Origin of the sequence: Chitinophaga polysaccharea, assembly GCF_902150045.1 — a bacterium.
In the GTDB taxonomy this organism is placed as follows: Bacteria; Bacteroidota; Bacteroidia; order Chitinophagales; family Chitinophagaceae; genus Chitinophaga; species Chitinophaga polysaccharea_A.
This window is the reverse complement of record NZ_CABFVU010000003.1, coordinates 459,244-478,613: the sequence shown is the minus strand read 5'-3', so window position 1 is coordinate 478,613 and position 19,370 is coordinate 459,244. Positions and strand designations below refer to the sequence as shown.

Here is a 19,370-nt window from a genome sequence, read left to right as displayed (position 1 = left end):
TGTGCTGCGATTCTTTTGAATACTTTGCCATGATAAAAAAATTTAGATGGGTTAAGAATAGAGTAACGTTAATGTGGAAACAAAATATAAGCCACGGAAAATGAGAGAGTTCTTCTTAAAAAATGTAGAATAGACAATAAAAAGTGTGTGGAAAATTCTATGGATTGTGGAATGTATTGCCCTACTTCCCGTCCTGGTGCTGCGCAAATGCGCTACCAGCTTCACTGATACGTGATGGCACATATCTTGTTCAGCTTCCAGTAAATGTTTAACACTATCACTAAAAAAAACCTCAGGATTATGGAAGACATCAGATATCAAACTGCCACACCGGTGAATCATGCTTCGGAAAAGAATTCCGATCAGAAAAGTAAACACAGTAAACGCGGATTTGCTTCTATGGACCCTGAACAGCAACGTGCCATTTCAAGAGAAGGTGGAAAGGCTGCACACCAACAGGGAGTAGCCCATAAATTCACTTCCGAAGAAGCCCGTGCTGCAGGCAAAAAAGGCGGCGAAGCCGTAAGCAGGAACCGCGAGCACATGGCGGCTATTGGCCGTAAGGGTGGAACCAACCGCGGAAAAAAGAAAAGCAGCGTAGAAAGCGATAATCAGCAATAACCCGATCACCCGGGTTATTGCGTTGTAGAAGGGGCCACAGGTCCCTTTTTCTCTCCCAGGCCATCTCATATTCCAGTTTTCTTCCCTATATTTACGGCTTTTTCACCTTATGGCAGCAAAAAGACGCTGGATCTACTTTTTCCTCATCTTACTGAATATCCCTTTAGGATTGGCCACCCGTTGGGCGCCCCAGTATTTTCCCGATCTCATACGAATATATGGTGGCGATGTATTATCTGCTACCTGTATTTTCTTTGGCATCCGCTTCCTTTTCCCGGTTATCCCGCTGTGGAAAACCGGTATCGGCAGTTACGCCGTTTGTCTCCTTATAGAAATACAGCAGCTATACCAGGCTGAATGGGCGGTCCGTATCCGCAATACGCCAGCTGGCATCCTGCTGGGGCATGGATTCCTGTGGAGCGATTGCGTATGCTATGCCGTTGGCACCCTCCTGGCGCTGGTAATCGCGTGGCTTGCAGAAAGAATAATTTGACCTATATTTATTTATAAACCACAACACTATGCTGGTACTCATAAAAATACTGATCGCTTTTGTGATGCTGGAACATCTGTATATCCTATGGTTTGAAATGTTTGCATGGACCAGCAGAGGCCCCAAAATATTTAAGCAACTGCCACGGGAGCTGTTTCCCCCCACCAAAGCGTTGGCGGCGAACCAGGGTTTATATAACGGGTTCCTGGCTGCTGGTTTGGCGTGGACCTTTTTTATTTCAGACCCTATATGGAGTTTACGGGTAGCCATGTTTTTCCTGGGCTGTGTAGCTGTTGCCGGTATTTATGGCGCGCTTACCGCCGGTAAAAAGATCTTTTTCGTACAGGCGTTACCGGCATTGATTGCATTGCTGCTGATCCTGTTTTATTAAGATAAAAACATGATAGAAGAATCAGATATACGGATAGGCAACTATGTTTCTTACTTTGATTATAACATGGAAGAAACAGCGTTTATAGTAGAAGGCATTCTACAGGGCTATGTTTATAATTCCGGTTTGCCTCTCAGCAAACTGCCCTATGCAAAGGTGAACCCCATGCTGCTGGACGTGGACCTGCTATTGAGGTTCGGATTCATAAAAGGAGATCCTGAATACGGAGAAGATGAAAATGTATATTCCCTGAAGTATAACCGCCTGCACAGTGTACATGTGCGTCATGAAAACAACGTGTTCCAGCCGCTTACGGATGCCGCGGAAGGACTGGTGCCTTACGGCCGTTCCATTGTGCACGTGCATCAGCTGCAAAACCTGTTTCATGCTGTTACCCGCGATGAACTGGCTTTTTTTGAGTAGCTCATTTCCATTTTTCCGGTTTGAATAACACGGTGCCATCAGCTTTCAGCACCCATGCTGTAACGGGATTCACATGGTATCCGCCCATATCTGTGCCACGCGCCTCCACCAGTTGCTTTAATGTGGGCTGCCGGTAACCTGTATCATCCACCGCGAGGCTCATGATCTCCGTGGGCTTCCCGTCCCAGTACCAGAGGTAACGGAAACAGGTATGCGCCTTATCCATGACCGGCTCCTGTAACACTGCTTTGGCCCAGTGCTTCCCTGCATCGGTGCTGATATCCACGCTGTCTATCTTCCCCCGCCCGCTCCAGGCGATGCCCCTTATCTCTATCCAGCCCTTTTCCACCTGCTGAGGGAATGAAGGGTAGGTAATAATGGAACGGGCATCCATATCAAAACTGAACTGGCGGATCTTATGATCACGGATGGTTTCCGTGTATTTGGAAGTTTCTTCACGTGTCATAAAAGGCTGATCAGATAACTCTATACGCCGGATCCATTTCACATTGGTATTCCCCTCCCACCCGGGCAGGAATAGTCTTGCCGGGTAACCCTGTTCCGGCCGGATGGCTTCCCCGTTCTGTCCATAGGCTATCATGGCATCTTTCCAGCCTTTCTCCACGGGAATGCTGCGGGTCATTACGGCTGCATCAGAGCCTTCCGCCAGGAACCAGGTAGCTTTCGGATGCACGCCCACCTCCCGGAAAAGCGTGGATAGCATTACACCGGTCCATTCACTCTGGCTGGTAAGCCCACAGATTTCCTGCGGCGTCATGGTTTCTTTGCCCGATCTGAAGTTGCCTGAGCACTCTATAAAGGCAATGCGGGATACGGCCGGGAAACGCTTTAAATCGCGCAATGTGAAGATCATAGGCCGCTCCACCATCCCGTGGATCAGCAGTTCATACTTATCGGGATGGATCAGCGGCACTCCGGCATGGCTTCTTTCAAAATGAAGGTCCGACGGCGTAATGATGCCATACAGCTCCTGTAACGGTGTGCGGGAAGAAATATCAGACGGCTTTTTTTCCGGCTGTTCAAACGGGGAACGGGTGCCCAGTTTGCCGGGAAGGGTACCGGTTATCCTGGTGGGATCGGCATAAGGCGTTTTTCCCATAGCCGTATCCGTTAATACACCGGCGCCTGGCGCCCGTTGCACCCGGGCAGCCCCCATCAGGGCCGCAGCAGCAGAAACCGCGGCAGCCCTGAGCATAGTTCTTCTTGGTATTTTTTTAGCTGGCTTATTCTTATCCTCCATCATATTTATTTTACTTCATTGCCTCCGTGGCGGTCATCGTTCACATAATATTTTCTGGCCGGCATTTCAATGAGCGGCAGGTTTACCGCGTTCAGCTGCAGCGTATCGCTGATGATTTCATTGCGGTACAGCAGGAAAGCGGTAAGACTGTACACTTCCTCATCAGTGAGCGACCCTGGCGCATTAAAGGGCATGGCACGGCGGATATAATCAAACACCGTAGTGGCATAGGGCCAGTAGTTACCAATGGTTTTAGTGCGCGCTGTATCGTGCAGCGTGGCCACCAGGCGGTTGGGAGTAGGCTCTGCTCCTGTTTCGCCATGACAGGCAGCGCATTTTGCCAGGTAAATGGCCTTGCCGGCAACTGCATTTCCGCTGCCTGCGGGCAACCCTTTACCATCAGGCGCAATGGAGATGTTCAGCGAATCGATCTGCCGGGCAGTAGCTGTTTTTCCAAACCCGAAATGTTCCGGCCAGCCTGGTACCGGCGGCCGGGTGTTGGTATGGCAAGCCAGCATACCCAACACCATTACAACGGCCACCCGGTAACAGCCGGCGTGTTTTATCTGCATAGCGTTTCTCAATAATTTCCTGCCTGCAACGTGCTGGGCGCTAATGTATACTTCCTGTCCACACGGTCCAGTACTACGTAAAGACTATCCTTATTTTCATCCACACCGGTCAGCACTACATGCGAACCATCAGTGGTGGCGTATTTCACCGTAAAGCGCTTCCTGTTTTCAAAGGCCGGCGCATTGGCATAATCTCTTGCCCTCCGGGCAGACAATGCAATGGGTGCTATCTTTAAAGATTCATCACCTATATTCTTACGTGCCTCCGCAGGGATCCAGTCTTTCGCCTGTTGTGCGGCCTCTTTACGCGCTGCCTCTGCGGCTGCTTCATCCACTACGGCGCCACCATCGCCGCCTACACCGGCAGTGCGGTTACGCCTGTCAGGAACAGGTTTGTATTTATCTTCCAGGTAAAGCACTTTATTCACCTCATCTGCATAATAATGAAATGCGCGCTGACCACCGGCAAGACCAGTTATTTCAAAAGTGCGGTTCACGTCCCGCTGCGGATCGCCGCCACCATTGGACAGATCAAGCGGGTGCGGCTTATTAACGCGGAATGTGAAGGTAGACCAGTTCTCAAAAGTGGCTTCCTGCCAGCGAATGGTATCTAACGGCGAGTACGGGATCACCTGGCCGTTTAAACGGAACTCCGTTACCTGGTAATTGCCACGCAGTTCCTTTACTCCTGCTACTGAGGGCTGCTTGTACGGATCATACAAAAAGTTGATCAGCTGCAAATAAAAAAGCACACCCAGGAAAAGGAAGATGGTAAAAGATTTCAGCCCTATGCGGGTAAAGCGCTGCCATCTCTCCGGAAAAACAGGATAATAATTTACCGGCACTGTAAACCGTTCCTGTACCAGCAAATGGTATATTTTAGGTACATCATTTACCAGCAGTAACGCTGCCAGCAGTACAAAATAACTGCTATACACATGTACGCCGCCATCATAGGCGAAGTTCACGTATACGATATCTCCCAGCGCGCCCAAAAGCAAGACAGCACCCAGCGTAGTGGTTTTACGGAAAAACAACAGCGTACCCGCGGTTACTTCCACCACACCGGCAAATACCTGGTACCAGGGCACAATACCGATCGACAACCAGTAAATCTTCTGCGCCGTAAGATCTCCGAAATTGGTATTCAGAACGCCCAGGGATGGATACGGCATCTGAACCGGCAGCAGCTTTGTAAATCCAAAGCCTATGATGCCTATACCTGCACGGTATCTTACCACTACCCGCAGCCAGTACCAGGCGGAGTAATACTCTTTACGCGGCAGCCTGCGGGCTTTTACAATGCCTGTCCATATAAGGCCGCCGGCAGTGGCAATCAATGCCGTGGTGATCCAGTTGGCATAACCCAGCAGCGGGCTGCCGAAAATAGTGTTGCCAAGGAAATTAATCCCTGAGCCAAAACGCGCAATATCATACAGGTCGCGATAGTTCAGCTGCGCCCAGTTGAGCTGCAGCAATTGCTTGTACCACTCCACACTGTTGGGAACAGATAATGCGATAAAGAAAATAAATGCGATACGGAATAACACCAGCTGGTATTCCTTCCATGCAGGCAGCTGTGCCAAAGCTGCGTTTACAGCCGGCGGCACGCCGGAAGCTCTTTCCCGGATCACGGGTTCGCCTGGTAATGTTTGCGTGTTATGAGCCATGATAATCGGTTTAAAGTTTTAGTTTCCTGTTTCTTCCTCCTCCTTTTGCCACTTCTTCCAACAGGTATTTCTTATTTACTTTTTCCAGTATTACATAGATTGAATCCCTGCTGTAAGCAGTACCGGCAAGTATTACGCGGTTCTGATCAGGCCGGGAATAATGCAGTGACAATGTTTCCGCCGACAGGCCGGGGTGCCTGTTTTCCAGTGTGAGCAGGTGTTGTGCAGTATCTGCAGTATAGCTGTAATAATGCCTGCCACTGGTGCCTTCAGTTTCGTATAGCCTTTCCGAGTTATCGCGTTTTACCAGGTGCCGGTTATTGGCATTTACCGGCGCCTGCCTGTTGGTACGGATACTAAGGGTATTCCATTCTTCAAACACCACGTTGCGCCAGCGGAGGGAATCTGTTAAGGAATAGGCCAGCGTATCTCCATTGATCACAAATGTTGCTACGTTATATAACCCGCTGATAGCCGGCAGTCCTTTGGTGGTTGGGTACTGGTAGGGATCATTTTTTGCGCCCACACCTGTTTTCACACCATATATCACCACGAAGAAAAGCAGGAAAGCCGTTTTCAATATCCTCCTGCCGTTTTTCCGGAAGCCTTCAAATACCGGCCTGAAAGTAGCAGCGGCCGTAGGTTGTTGTAAGATGAGTAAACGGGTAATGCGCTGCAGATCGAAACTCAGGATCACGAAACCATAAGTGATCAGCAACAGGCTGTATACCTGGTCGCCTCCCTCATATGCCAGGTTGGATACGAAAATGTTACCGCAGAAAATAAGGAAGATGAAAGCACTGATGGAAGCGGTTTTACGGAACAGTAACCCTAACGCCAGTACGATTTCCACGCCACCCAGGAACAGTTCGTAGGAAGGGACAATACCAAGACTGAGAGAGAACAGCTTCCAGCGGTTAAAGTCGCCATAGGGTGTATTCAGGCTGCTCAGTGAAGGATATGGCGCCTGCAGGGTGAACAGTTTCAGGAAACCATAAGCCAGCAGTGCCAGTGCCAGCCGATAACGCAGGATCACCCGCAACCAGTAAAAGGCAGCGTCGTAAGTACGTGCCCGTTGGCGGTCTGCATACGTCCACACAATAGCGGCGGCTACTGCTATGAGCAACAGTATACCCCAATCTGAATACGTTGCAGGACCTGTACCAAAGCGCGTTGTATAATTGGCCAGGTTAAAAATATCTTCATAATGAAAGTTAAAAACGGGGGTAGTAAAAAGATAACTGTAAAATTTCCAGTCGAGCGGCAGTGCCTGCAACAGGAAATAAATAAAGATTATCCTGAACCCTATCTTTTCATAGTCTTTCCATGCGGGAGTTACATTACTCATTGGTGATTTATTATAAGGTGACAAGATCAGTAACCATCGTTTTGTTTAAGATTGCCGTTAGACAATGCCACTTCGTTGGCCGGGATCGGAAATACATACAGCTGTGGATTTGTAATATTTAAAACGGCGCCTGCGCGTTTAGTGCGCACCAGGTCGAACCAGCGGTGCGGCTCCAGTGCAAACTCTATCCTGCGCTCGTTTTCAATGGCCAGTAACAGGTCTTCTTTCCCGGTCTGTTCATTTACCGGCGCCAGCCCTGCCCTGTCGCGGATGATGTTAAGGTCTTCCCGTGCAAGATCTGCCTTACCCAGCTGTGCACGTGCTTCCGCGCGGATCAGGTAAAGCTCTGCTATACGGATCACGTAGGCGGGATCAGTGGCGGGGCTTCTGTAATAAAGATTTCCATACCACAAGCCTGCGGATGTTTTTGCTACCAGGGCATTGCGGTTACCGCCAATGTTAGGATCATTCACCAGTGTGATGAATGCATCAGAGGGGGCCCACTGCCGGGTACCGCCATTGGCAGGCGGCTGCCAGTAGTTACGATGCCCACTCAGGTAAGTAGCGCTGTACGACAGTTCAAACACTGATTCCCTTGTAGCCACTGCGCTTGCAGGAGAAAAGAAGGCGCTGTAAGGCTTCAGCAGGGAATAGCTCCTTGTGTCGCTGATCACCTTGGAGGCATAGGCTTCCGCCTGCGCCCAGTTCGACTGGTACAGGTAGTACCGGGCTTTCAGCGCCCAGGCGGTTTGCTGGTTCACTCTTACCGGGTTGGGCGCCGCTGTTTGCGAAACGGGGGTGAGCAAAGAATCTGCTGTATTCAGATCGCTCAATACCTGCTGGTATACCTGCGCCTGCGTGCTTCCCTTTACATCCAGCTTATCGGATGCGCTGAGTGTAGGCGTTAACGTTATCTGCACATTACCCCAGGTACGGGCAAGGTCAAAATAGCTGAGCGCACGGATAAAGTACGCCTCTCCTGTTGCCTGGTTCTTTTCTGTTTGGGAGAAAGTGGCGTCCTGGAGGCCTGGCACTTTTGCGATCACATTGTTGGCGCCATTGATGGTAGCATAGATGGCTGCCCATACTGTTTGCAGATTACCGTTATCTGCATTTATTTTATGGGTGATGAATTGTTGTATAATGGATTGGGAACCGGTCCACTGTACGTTATCACCGGGCAGGTAACCAAAGGTCTGGAATAATACGCCATAATAGCCATCGTTGCCAAGGCGCCTGTATACCCCGCGCAATGCAGTATTGGCGGAGGTTTTATCAATGATGGTTTGTTCGTCGGATACACTGTCACGTGGTTCCACATCAAGGAACTTTTTGCACGATATGCTTGTCAGCGCCAGGAAAAAGAGCGATATATATTTCCGATATGCTTTCATATGGAAGAATTAAGAGCGGTTAAAGAGTTACGTTTAAGCCAAACTGTACACTGCGTGGTTGGGGCGGTGTGCCAAGATCCAATCCCTGTACGGTTTGTATACCTGTTACGTTTGATTCGGGATCCAACCCGGTGTATTTGGTGAGCAGCCATAGGTTACTACCGGTGAAGTATACACGCAGTAACTGGATATGCAGTTTTTCACTGACTGATTTCGGCACGGTATATCCCAGCGTGAGGGATTTGAGACGCAGGAAGGAACCATCTTCCAGGAAGCGGTTGTTCTGGTCGATGGTATAGTTGAGGCCATAGGCAGTGAGGCGGGGCACATTGGTGATGTCGCCTGGTTTCCGCCAGCGGTTCAGCTGATCCGCAAATAATACGCGGTTGGCATCACGGGTACCGCCGCCTTCCCCGAAAAATTTATTCAGGTTGTATACATCGTTACCATATTGGAAAGAGAGCAATACGCTCAGGTCAAAACCTTTATACGATACCGTGTTGCTGAAACCTCCAAAGAATTTCGGCATAGCGTTCCCCATTACCTTGCGTGCAGATACGGGCAGCTTACCATCCTTCTCTCCTTCAAAAATTGCGTTGCCTGTTTGCGGATCCACGCCCAGCTGGTTATACAGCCAGAAGGAATACATGGGAGAACCCTCCTGCATAATGATCCAGTCGCGGTTATACTGGTATATCGGCGTTGGCAGTTTTTCAATGCGGTTGGTATTACCGGCAATATTCAGGCTGCTGGTCCAGGTAAAATTACGGGTAGAAATATTGGTAGTATTGATACCGATTTCATATCCTTTGTTACTGATCTCGCCTGCGTTGCTATAAATGGAAGTAAAGCCGGAAACGCCTGCCTTAGGCAGTTGCAGCAGTACGTCGCTGGTGTATTTATAGTATACATCTGCTGTAATACTGATGCGGCCATTGAATAAGCCGAGGTCCAGCCCGCCGTTGAACTGGCTGGTTTTTTCCCAGCGCAGGTCCGGGTTGGGCAGCTGCAATGGCGCGGTGCCTGGCTGATCGCCGGTAGTGTTGTCTGGATAACCGGCGCCACCGGACCACAATCCTTTCGCAGCAAAGTTGTTGATGCCGGACTGGTTACCTGTGATACCATAGCTGGCACGTACTTTCAGGTCGCTGATGCTGTTCACGGACTTCAGGAAGTTTTCTTCCTTGAGCCGCCAGGAGGCGCTCACAGAAGGGAAATATCCCCATTTATAATTATCTCCGAATTTTGAAGAACCATCTGCGCGGATACTTGCTTCAAAATAATATTTACCTGCATAGTTGTAATCGATCCTGGAGAAGAAAGACGACAAGGTGCTGCGGGTCCATGTTTGAGCCGCAGTGCGCGTAGCGGCAGCCGAAATATATTTATAGGAATTATTGGGGAAGCCGGTTCCCTGGGCAGATGTTAGTGTTTCCGTATTACTCTGGATGGTGTTACCAACCAGCACGCCGAAGAAATGTTTCTCCCCTGCATGTTTGCGCCAGGTAAGTGTTTGCTCGTTGATCCAGGAAGTGTTCTGGGTAATGGCGGAAGTGGCCAAACCATTGGTAGGACTGGCCCCCAGCTGGGTAAGGTTATTCCAGTATTCCGATTCGTTATAGTTATTGTAGTCGATGCTGATATTGCTGTGGAATTTTAAATCCGGCAGCAAGGTGGCATCGAGATACAGGTTACCGATGTAGCGGAGGCTTGTAGTATGTACATCATAGTTATCGATGAGCACCTGTACATTATCGAATCCTGCCCAGCGGGCCGGTGTGCCGTCGGCATTTGTTTCCGGGAGATAAGTAGGCGTGTGTAAAGCCGCCTGTAACAAGCCTCCCTGCGGGCCATCGCCTGCGCGACCCTGGCTGCGGAAGCTGCGGGAGAAGCTGTTGCTGGAACCGATGGTCACCCTGTCGTTCACCCGTTGATCTATATTCAGTTTGAAGCTGGCCCTTTCAAAGGAAATGGGTTTAAGAATAGATTCCTGTTTGGAGTAGCCGCCGCCGAAGTAATATTTTGTTTCGCGGTTGCCTCCTGAAAGGGAGAGATTGTAATTCTGCAGCGGCGCTGTCTGGAACACTTCTCCCAGGCGGTCGTAGGTTTGCTGATCCTGTGGCAGGCCACGCGGCGCCGGTGTTTTACCGGCATTATCGTTCAATGCCCTGAATGGCACGAAGCTGTATTTTGCAATACCCGCCTGGTCATTGAGCGCGGTGGCATCTGCCAGGGAGTTGCGGTAAAACTCATTCACCAGTTCCGCATGCTGAGGGCCGGTGGTGAGGTCCCACATTTTGGGCGCCCAGGCCACCCCTGCTGATACATCTGCTGTTACTTTAGCTTTACTGTTATAATTACCGCGACGGGTAGTAACGATCACCACGCCATTGGCGCCCCTGGAACCATAGATGGCTGTTGCGCTGGCATCTTTCAGTACTTCTATATTTTCAATATCCGCCGGGTTGATGTCTGCCAGCGGCGAAGTGGAGCGCCCGCCGGTGCTTACCGTTTGCAGGCTGGAGTTATTCATAAAAACCCCGTCGATGATATAAAGAGGATCATTGTCGGCATTAATAGAAGTGGTACCGCGCACCCTTACAAATACACCGTCGCCGGGTACGCCTGTATTGGAGTTGATCTGTACACCGGCGGCCCTTCCCTGCAGCTGCGCATCGAAGCTGGCCACGGGCACTGTTACCACATCGGCGCCTTTAACAGAGGAAATGGCGCTGGTAAGGTCCCTTCTTTTCTGGGTGCCATATCCCACCACCACTACGTCGTTCAACTGGGTGCTGAGCTCTTCCAGGGCGATGTTGCCTGCATTGGATTTATCGGCATATACTTCCTTCAGTTTATAGCCCAGGGAAGAGATCTGGTAAATGACCGGCACTTTCTGCCCGGTGAGGAATGCGAATTCCCCGTTTGGGCCGCTTTGTACCTCGTGGGTAGTGCCTTTGATATGCACAATGGCCCCTGGGATAGGCTGCTGTGATTTAGCGTCAATGATCCGTCCGGAAAGGGAAATGTTGTTTTGAACAATGTTCCTGTGCACAGGTTTGGTAGTGTCTGCACTGTGAGGCGCGCGCAATTCCTGCGACCATGCAGTAGCCGCCAGCAGCAGCCCGCAGCTGCATGCAATAGCAATTTTCATTATCTTTACTTTGGTATGAAAAAATGAGGCCGGTGAAAGCAGGCAACTGCTATCACTGTAAAATGTCTCCACAGCCTTGATTACCAGCCGGAACTGCGTCACCAGTTCCGGCCTTTTTATTTTTGATTGATCCTTCCTAACATCGGTTAGCCGTGTATTCCACGCAGCAATTTTTCCTCATTAAGTGTAATGATGTTTCCATGTCGGTAATATTTTGAAAGATAAACGGGGCATGTCAACAGGTGGATGAATTTCCCCTAAAGCGGACCCGGAAAGCCGTACGAAGTACAATAATACAATAATTTTTTAAAAGTCTATAATTTTAGTAGACTAATTAAAAAATAAAACACAACCTTCTGCGCACGAAGTTTGTTGACCTATGTGTGATTCATTTTCATACAAAAAAGAATGCCATGACCAACAACACCTCTCTTATTCCCGATCCCGCTGCATTGGACGAGCTATGTATCAATACGCTCCGTTTTTTGTCGGTAGATGCGGTGCAGAAAGCAGACAGCGGGCATCCCGGGTTGCCGCTGGGCGCTGCCCCGATGGCCTACGTATTGTGGACACGGTTCCTCCGTCATAGTCCCTCGGATCCGCATTGGTTTAACCGCGACCGTTTTGTATTATCTGCAGGGCATGGCTCTGCATTGCTTTATAGTTTGCTGCATGTAACCGGTTATGATTTGCCCCTGGAAGAGCTTAAACGGTTCCGGCAATGGGGCAGCAAAACGCCGGGGCATCCCGAGCGTGGATTGGCCCCCGGCGTGGAAGTAACTACAGGCCCGCTTGGACAGGGATTTGCCAACGGTGTGGGCATCGCCATGGCGGAGGCATATCTGGCCGCCAGGTATAACCGCTCGGGCGATGCTGTGATAGACCACTACACCTATGCCTTGGTAAGCGATGGCGACCTGATGGAAGGCGTTGCAGCAGAAGCGGCTTCTCTTGCCGGCCATTTACGGCTGGGTAAACTGATTTACCTGTACGACGATAACCGCATCACGCTGGCTTCCGCCACACCGGTTACTTTCACGGAAGATCATGCAAAGAGGTTTGAATCGTACGGATGGCATACACAAAAAGTAGAAGACGGCAACGATCTCGACGCAATTGATGCCGCGATCCGCGCTGCCCAGGCGGAGAAAGACCGGCCCTCCATTATCCTGGTGCGTACGCATATAGGTTTTGGCTCTCCCAAACAGGATACCACCGGGGCGCATGGTTCACCGCTGGGCCCTGAAGATGTAAAACTCACAAAAGAAAAACTGGGCTGGCCGGTGGAACCGGATTTTTTAATACCACCGGAAGCCCTGGATCATTTTCGTGCAGCCGTAGACGTTGGTAAAAAATTATCTTCCAAATGGGAAGAACAAATGATCATCTATGCGCAAAAATATCCTGAGCTGGCAAGAGAGTTACGTTCCCTGATACATGACCATATTCCTGCAGATTGGGACAAAGACATTACCCCATTTGCGGCAGACAATAAAGGACTGGCCACCCGTGCAGCTTCCGGGAAAGTGATGCAGGCGTTTTTCAAACACCTGCCCGGTTTTATTGGCGGGTCTGCCGATCTGAACACTTCCACCAATACGGAATTAAAGGATGCAGGTAATTTTGAAAGCCCCGCTATGCAGCAGGGCGACCTGCAGGGCGCGGCAGGCGGCGTATGGGGCTATGATGGCAGGAATATCCAGTATGGTGTGCGGGAACACGCTATGGGCGCTGTTTCCAATGGGTTAGCTGCACACGGTGGCATACTCCCCTTTTGCGCTACCTTCCTTACCTTCTCGGATTATATGCGGCCTTCGATCAGGCTGGCAGCGCTTTCCGAACTGAAAGTGGTGTATGTTTTTACGCACGACAGTATCGCGATGGGTGAAGATGGTCCTACCCATCAGCCGGTGGAACTGCTGGCAGCACTCCGCGCCATTCCCCACCTGGTGGTGATACGCCCGGCAGATGCCAATGAAACTATTGCAGCCTGGCAAATCGCCGTACTGGATCCAGACAAACCCGTAGCGCTGATCCTCACGCGGCAGGCCGTACCTACACTGGACCGCACTAAATATGCTGCTGCCAGCGGGCTCCGCTATGGCGGTTACATTCTTGCAGATGCACCTGATGCAAAACCAGAGCTGATCCTTATTGCCACCGGCTCTGAAGTGCACCTGATAGTGGAGGCACAGGAAAAACTGAAATCGTTCAATATTGCAGTACGTACCGTTTCAATGCCCAGCTGGGAACTGTTTGAAGCGCAATCGCCCGCATACCGCGATCAGATACTGCCTCCCGAAGTAACAAACAGGATAGTGGTGGAAGCCGGTATTTCGCAGGGATGGCACCGTTATGCCGGCGACAAAGGCGAGATTATATCCATCGACCATTTTGGCGCTTCCGCACCTGGCCCGGTGCTGTTGCGTGAATTTGGGTTCACCGTGGAAAATATCTGTGAACGCGCCCTGGCGCTATTAAAAAAACAAGCATAATCAATGAAGCAACTCGTGGTATTTGACCTGGATGGAACATTGGCGCAAAGCAAATCAGCCATTGATGAAGAGATGAGCAGGCTGTTGTATTCGTTGTTAACAGTGGTAAAGGTGGCCATCATTTCCGGCGGCGCCTGGCCCCAGTTTGAGCAACAAGTGCTGGCTGAGCTGCCCGGTGCAAAAAACCTGGAACGCCTGTTTATTTTGCCCACCTGTGGTACACAATTTTATGAGTACAATGGTAAGTGGAATAAACTGTATGCGGAAGATTTTACAGCCACTGAAAAAAAGAAGATCACTGATGCGCTCAACAGTGTGGTGAATACATTGGGATACAAAGCCGCACATTTATGGGGCGATGCCATTGAAGACCGCGGCAGCCAGATCACTTTCTCCGCGCTGGGACAGGAAGCGCCGCTGGAAGAAAAGAAAAAGTGGGATCCTGATTTTGCCAAAAGGCAGAAAATGAAAACGTTGCTGGATAGTATGATACCGGAATTTTCTGTCAACCTGGGTGGCACTACTTCCGTAGACATTACCAAACCTGGCATTGACAAGGCTTACGGCATTCATAAGCTCAGGAGTATCCTGCATATTCCTATAGATAAAATGTTATTTGCAGGAGATGCTATTTTTCCTGGCGGGAATGATTATCCTGCCAGGGAAGCAGGTGTGGATTGTATTAAAGTACGTGACCCGGATGAAACAAAACGGGTGATAGAAACAATTATAGCCTGCTATGCGCGATAGCTGAGTAATTCGTTGATCAGTTCCGTTAAGCTGATTGTTCCGGTAGCGATCACTTCATCACCGGCCCCGTAATAAATATAGAGGGTATCGTCAAATAAGGCCGTGCCTGTAGGGAAACAAACATTATCCACATCTCCCCTTATTTCCCAATCCCGTTCCGGCGCCAATATGGGATAGGGTAACCGCGCAATTTCTTTCGATGGATCATCCAGGTCGAACAGCGCAGCGCAGCCAACATACACATAGCCTTCCGGTGTTTCATGCACACCGTGATAAATGAACAGCCAGCCATGCGGTGTTTCCACCGGCGGACAGCCGGCGCCCACATAACTCATTTCGTGTTTATACTTCGGCGTTAGTATGATATGATCGTGAAGATGGAGATAATAATCTTTCCAGAAATCCGCTGTAAGATCAGACAGATTATTTACTGATACCAGCTGTATATGCGGTTTTATGCGATGGAGAAAATAAAACCTGCCATTAATTTTCCTTGGGAAAAAGACTACATCCTTATCCCATAAACGCGGGTTAAAATTGTTGTACAGGATATATTTTTCATCCAGTGGAGCATTGGTTTCCGCGAGTTGTTTAAACTCTGCATAGTCCATTTGCGCTACTATGAGCCCGTGTTTTTCAAACTGCAATCCATCTGTGGAAGTGGCCAGCGCTGCACAGGCGCTTACTCCATCGTACGCCGTATAGGTAAGATAGAATAAGCCGTCGATATACACTACGCGCGGGTCTTCCAGCCCTTTTGCCTCATAGTCGTGCTCGGGGAACAAAATGGGTTTGTTCAGCCGTTCTTCGATGGTGAGCGGATCACTCAGTTTACAAAAACCAATACTTGAATGATTGCCTTTCTGTACTGCGCGGTAATAAAAAAGCACCTTATCTCCCACCCTGATGGTAGCCGGGTTTAATACGCCTTCGTTTTCAAATTCCAGGTTGGTTTGATGCAGCAGTATACCTTCTTTTTTGATCCGTATCATAATTCCGGGTTCCGTTGGATAAACAAAAACAACTACGTGTAAAAGATAACAATTTTTACTGATCCGGCATGCGCCTGCCGGAAACATATCTTAAATAACCAATATAAGGTGGGTACAGGGCATAAAAAAAGGACGAACCGATGTACTCGTATTCGTCCTTTTGTGACCTCATCTGGATTCAAACCAGAAACCTTTTGATTCGTAGTCAAATGCTCTATTCAGTTGAGCTATGAAGCCGTTTTCCCGTTTCGGGATTGCAAATGTAGAATAAATTCCTATTCTAACAAATTATTTTTCAACTTTTTATACCTGACAGCTTTTCTTCAGGTTATTTGTTTTCATAGAAAATGCCGCATTATCTGCAGCATTTTCTTTTTTGTGACCTCATCTGGATTCAAACCAGAAACCTTTTGATTCGTAGTCAAATGCTCTATTCAGTTGAGCTATGAAGCCATTTCCCGTTTGGGATTGCAAATGTAGGAATAGTTTTAAATTAAACAAAAAATTAAATGTATTTTTTTGAGACTACCGTGAATGGATATACGCAATTTACAGGCGCTCCTGTAAAGAACTGCGCCGGATAAACAGCAGGATCATTTCTTATATCTCACTGCAGGTATGGCAGCTGCTTTATACAGATTGATCCAATGTTTCATTCTGTTTGCTGACCTTATCATAATTCTGTTTCTTTAATGCCGCCAGCTTTTGCCTGAGTGTATTGTTACTGGTAGCCAGTATCTGCACAGCCAGTAAACCGGCATTATGTGCATTATTAACTCCTACTGTAGCCACGGGTACATCACCAGGCATTTGTACTATAGATAAGAGGGAATCCCAACCATCAAGAGAGTTGGAAGATTTAATCGGCACGCCAATTACAGGTAAAGTAGTTATAGCGGCCACCATACCCGGAAGATGTGCTGCGCCACCGGCGCCTGCAATGATGATCTTCAAACCACGTTCTTCAGCGGCAGCTGCATAGTCGAACATTTTCTGGGGGCTGCGGTGTGCCGATACAACGTTGAACTCGTACTCTACTTCAAACTTCTTTAAAACCTCTATTGCCTGACGCATAATAGGCGCATCAGAACTACTGCCCATAATAATGCCTACCTCTACCTGTTTCATATTTTTTAATTTAAAATTTTGCGTATTGTTTCAGCCTTTGCTACAATGCTTTCCATTGTGCCGCCTCCAATGGTGATATGACCTACTTTCCTGCCGGGCCTTCTGCCCTTTTTGCCATACCAGTGAAGATGCACTTCTTCCATGCTTAACAGAAGCGGTAGTTTCTCCCGGACGTTTGAATCTGGTGAAGCGCTTTCCAGTATATTCATCATTAAAGAAGGGAAACGAAGACCTGGATCGCCCAATGGTAATCCGAGTATGGCACGGAGCAGTTGTTCGTATTGTGATGTAATGCTTGCTTCTATGGTATGATGACCACTGTTATGCGGCCTTGGAGCCAGTTCATTCACTAAAAGTTTATTATCTTTTGTGATAAACATTTCTACAGCGAGAATACCAACCAGCTTAAGCGCATCTGCTATTTTACCGGCGAGGGCGATGGCTTCTTCCTTTATATGCTCATCTATCTGAGCCGGCGCCATCTGGAAATCAAGTATGAACTTCTCTTCTGAAAAGACCATGGCCACCGGGTCATAGCATTTTACAGCACCATGCTCGTTCCTTGCTACGATAACAGCAATTTCCTGTTTAATATCCACCAATTCTTCAAGCACACAGGGCACATCAAAAGCCTTTTCAATATCCGCCGGTGTTCTCAAAACCATCACGCCATAGCCATCGTACCCATCGCGCCGTTTTTTTAAACAGCCAGGTAGTTTACTCTCATACCGGTGCAGGTCATTTTTACCCTGAACGGCTTCACCTGGCACTACAGGTATATTGTGCGACTGTAAAAATTGCTTCTGGCTGAATTTATCCTGGATTATTTCAATAGTATCAGGAGTTGGAAAAACCTTTACCCCCTGTTTTTCCAGCTGACGCAAAGCAGCGATATTCACAGCTTCCTTTTCTATGGTAATAACATCCAGTCCCTTGCCAAACTCCAGCACGGCTTCATAGGAAGCGGGATCAGCACAAAAAAAAGAAGAAGTATAACGTGAACAGGGCGCGTTAGCATCACTGTCCATTACTGAAACGTTGAGGCCAAAATCTATTGCAGGCCGCATAAGCATAGCACCCAGCTGTCCGCCTCCCAGTACTCCTATTTTCAAATTTTCAAACATAATCTTCAGTTAGCAGGCAAAGGTATAAAACTATTTCAAATGATGGCAATACGCCCGATTACTGTAATTTCTGAGTAGCAGCCATCATTAAGAAGTTGTTTCATTATAACAATTTTCAGCGCTCCCGGTACTGCTGAAAGCATTGCACGTGACGAAAAACTGTTACTTAAAAAAGAAAAAAGCGAAACCCTTTTTAAAAGAATTTCGCTTTGTGACCCCGTCAGGATTCAAACCTGAAACCTTCTGATCCGTAGTCAGATGCTCTATTCAATTGAGCTACGGAGCCATGTGTTTTTGTGAGTGGATGGCAAAGGTAGGGGATTTTTTGAAAATCCCAAACAGTTATTAAAAAAATTTCCGCAATCTTCTGATTTACACTTACTTTTACAGCAATTGCTTAATCATTATACGAAGTGAAGATCCAACTCTGGAGCATAGGAAAAGAACACGATCCCTACATCAGGGACGGGATGGCCGTTTTTCAGAAAAGACTGCAGCATTATGTGGATTTTGAGGTTAAATTGATCTCAACTGTTAAACAGGCTGCCAGTTTATCTGTTCCGGAACTAAAAAAGCAGGAGGCGAAAATTATCCTGGATATGCTGCTGCCTACCGACTTCCTGCTGGCGCTTGATGAGAAAGGGAAAATGATGACCACTGTGCAGTTTGCCGATTTCCTGCAGCAACGTAATAATGCCGGCACGCGGCAGCTGATCATCCTGATAGGCGGCGCTTTTGGCATTGATGATGCGGTATTGCAAAGAGCGCAGCTGAAAATGTCGTTATCTCCGCTCACTTTTCCCCATCAGCTGGTACGTCTTATTTTTACAGAACAATTATATCGCGCCTATACAGTATTGAATAGGGAAAAGTATCATCATCAATAAGTACCTTTATCACCTAAACAAAAGCTTTATGATGTTTTCGATCAGTTTGGTTATTATCATTGTTACCTGCCTCGTATCCTATACTGCCCTTAAGAATTATGACCAGCTGGATAAGATGAGCCTGCAACCCTATATGGTAAAGAACTACAGACAATATTACCGCTTTATTACTTCAGGGTTTGTGCATGCTGATTTTCAGCATCTCATTTTCAATATGCTTACTTTATTTTTCTTTGGTCCTGCCATTGAAAATTTATTTATGCAGCTTTTCCAAAGTAAGGTGGTGTATATTTTATACTACCTGCTTGGAATAATTGTAGCCAATATTCCCTCTTATATAAAGCACCGGAATAATTCCAGCTATTCTTCCCTTGGAGCCTCCGGGGCTATTTCTGCGGTGGTATTTACGGCTATTATGGTAGATCCCTGGAACACCATTTACTTATTTTTCATCCCGATCCCCGCGGTCATTTATGGTGTTTTATTCCTTGCTTTGTCGGCGTATATGTCGAGGAAAGGTGGTGACAACATCAATCACGATGCGCATATGTGGGGTGCGTTATTTGGTATTGTGTTTCCATTGGTCTTTCATCCCGAGCTTGGAACTTATTTTCTGAATATGCTTATGCACCCGAGGTTTGGGAGATAAATAAAATTGCCGGCAGCG

Annotated in this window: 17 protein-coding genes and 3 tRNA genes; 8 read left to right on the top strand and 12 right to left on the bottom strand. The window is 48.2% G+C overall.

From position 1 onward, the window contains the following. Positions 1-300 precede the first annotated feature (300 nt). The 4 genes from FN124_RS22235 (at position 301) to FN124_RS22220 (ending at position 1,928) form a co-directional block, all read left to right on the top strand. Positions 301-621, top strand: coding sequence for a KGG domain-containing protein (locus tag FN124_RS22235; protein ID WP_142686971.1), 321 nt, complete (start codon positions 301-303; stop codon positions 619-621). A gap of 109 nt (positions 622-730) precedes the next feature. Beyond that, positions 731-1,114: a ribosomal maturation YjgA family protein gene (locus tag FN124_RS22230; RefSeq protein ID WP_142686970.1), complete on the top strand. Its 384-nt coding sequence runs from the start codon at positions 731-733 to the stop codon at positions 1,112-1,114. Positions 1,115-1,142: 28 nt separating this feature from the next. Continuing rightward, positions 1,143-1,505 (top strand): DUF1304 domain-containing protein, encoded by a 363-nt coding sequence (locus tag FN124_RS22225; RefSeq protein WP_142686969.1) that lies wholly within the window; start codon positions 1,143-1,145, stop codon positions 1,503-1,505. A 9-nt stretch (positions 1,506-1,514) separates the two neighbouring features. Then, positions 1,515-1,928, top strand: a complete 414-nt coding sequence (locus tag FN124_RS22220; protein ID WP_142686968.1) for a hypothetical protein — start codon at positions 1,515-1,517, stop codon at positions 1,926-1,928. Position 1,929: 1 nt separating this feature from the next. On the opposite strand, the gene soxC is transcribed toward FN124_RS22220, so the two are convergent. The 6 genes from soxC to FN124_RS22190 are packed head-to-tail and all read right to left on the bottom strand — an operon-like array spanning position 1,930 to position 11,327. Beyond that, positions 1,930-3,189 carry a sulfite dehydrogenase gene (soxC, locus tag FN124_RS22215; RefSeq protein ID WP_142686967.1) on the bottom strand — a complete coding sequence of 420 codons (1,260 nt, stop codon included), beginning with the start codon at positions 3,187-3,189 and terminating at the stop codon, positions 1,930-1,932. Positions 3,190-3,194: 5 nt separating this feature from the next. After that, the gene (locus FN124_RS22210; protein ID WP_142686966.1) at positions 3,195-3,761 is read right to left on the bottom strand and encodes a c-type cytochrome; all 567 of its coding nucleotides are present in this window, start codon (positions 3,759-3,761) and stop codon (positions 3,195-3,197) included. An 8-nt stretch (positions 3,762-3,769) separates the two neighbouring features. After that, entirely contained in the window at positions 3,770-5,431 is a 1,662-nt protein-coding gene (locus FN124_RS22205) for a hypothetical protein (protein WP_221887864.1), read from the bottom strand. A gap of 10 nt (positions 5,432-5,441) precedes the next feature. Next, entirely contained in the window at positions 5,442-6,779 is a 1,338-nt protein-coding gene (locus FN124_RS22200) for a DoxX family protein (RefSeq protein WP_142686965.1), read from the bottom strand. 26 nt (positions 6,780-6,805) lie between these two features. Further along, the gene (locus tag FN124_RS22195; protein WP_142686964.1) at positions 6,806-8,173 is read right to left on the bottom strand and encodes a RagB/SusD family nutrient uptake outer membrane protein; all 1,368 of its coding nucleotides are present in this window, start codon (positions 8,171-8,173) and stop codon (positions 6,806-6,808) included. Between the two features lie 19 nt (positions 8,174-8,192). Further along, positions 8,193-11,327, bottom strand: coding sequence for a SusC/RagA family TonB-linked outer membrane protein (locus tag FN124_RS22190; protein WP_142686963.1), 3,135 nt, complete (start codon positions 11,325-11,327; stop codon positions 8,193-8,195). A gap of 413 nt (positions 11,328-11,740) precedes the next feature. Between FN124_RS22190 and tkt the strand changes: the two genes are divergently transcribed. Both tkt and FN124_RS22180 read left to right on the top strand, forming a co-directional pair. After that, positions 11,741-13,822 carry a transketolase gene (gene tkt, locus FN124_RS22185; protein WP_142686962.1) on the top strand — a complete coding sequence of 694 codons (2,082 nt, stop codon included), beginning with the start codon at positions 11,741-11,743 and terminating at the stop codon, positions 13,820-13,822. Between the two features lie 3 nt (positions 13,823-13,825). Further along, complete coding sequence (locus FN124_RS22180) at positions 13,826-14,572, top strand: HAD-IIB family hydrolase (protein WP_142686961.1); 747 nt, start codon at positions 13,826-13,828, stop codon at positions 14,570-14,572. Here FN124_RS22180 and FN124_RS22175 read toward each other — a convergent pair. From FN124_RS22175 to FN124_RS22150, 6 genes are all read right to left on the bottom strand, one after another. Further along, positions 14,560-15,564: a glycoside hydrolase family 130 protein gene (locus FN124_RS22175; protein WP_142686960.1), complete on the bottom strand. Its 1,005-nt coding sequence runs from the start codon at positions 15,562-15,564 to the stop codon at positions 14,560-14,562. The genes FN124_RS22180 and FN124_RS22175 overlap by 13 nt on opposite strands. A gap of 163 nt (positions 15,565-15,727) precedes the next feature. After that, positions 15,728-15,801: transfer RNA gene (locus FN124_RS22170), tRNA-Arg, on the bottom strand. Positions 15,802-15,943: 142 nt separating this feature from the next. Next, a tRNA-Arg gene (locus FN124_RS22165) sits at positions 15,944-16,017 on the bottom strand. 177 nt (positions 16,018-16,194) lie between these two features. Next, a complete protein-coding gene (gene purE, locus FN124_RS22160; RefSeq protein ID WP_142686959.1) occupies positions 16,195-16,692 on the bottom strand; it encodes a 5-(carboxyamino)imidazole ribonucleotide mutase in 498 nt (165 codons plus the stop codon). A 5-nt stretch (positions 16,693-16,697) separates the two neighbouring features. Then, complete coding sequence (locus FN124_RS22155) at positions 16,698-17,816, bottom strand: 5-(carboxyamino)imidazole ribonucleotide synthase (protein WP_142686958.1); 1,119 nt, start codon at positions 17,814-17,816, stop codon at positions 16,698-16,700. Positions 17,817-18,028: 212 nt separating this feature from the next. Then, positions 18,029-18,102, bottom strand: a tRNA-Arg gene (locus FN124_RS22150). A 127-nt stretch (positions 18,103-18,229) separates the two neighbouring features. Here FN124_RS22150 and FN124_RS22145 point away from each other — a divergent pair. Both FN124_RS22145 and FN124_RS22140 read left to right on the top strand, forming a co-directional pair. Next, positions 18,230-18,703: a 23S rRNA (pseudouridine(1915)-N(3))-methyltransferase RlmH gene (locus FN124_RS22145; RefSeq protein ID WP_142686957.1), complete on the top strand. Its 474-nt coding sequence runs from the start codon at positions 18,230-18,232 to the stop codon at positions 18,701-18,703. Positions 18,704-18,731: 28 nt separating this feature from the next. After that, positions 18,732-19,352, top strand: coding sequence for a rhomboid family intramembrane serine protease (locus FN124_RS22140; RefSeq protein WP_142686956.1), 621 nt, complete (start codon positions 18,732-18,734; stop codon positions 19,350-19,352). Positions 19,353-19,370 lie beyond the last annotated feature (18 nt).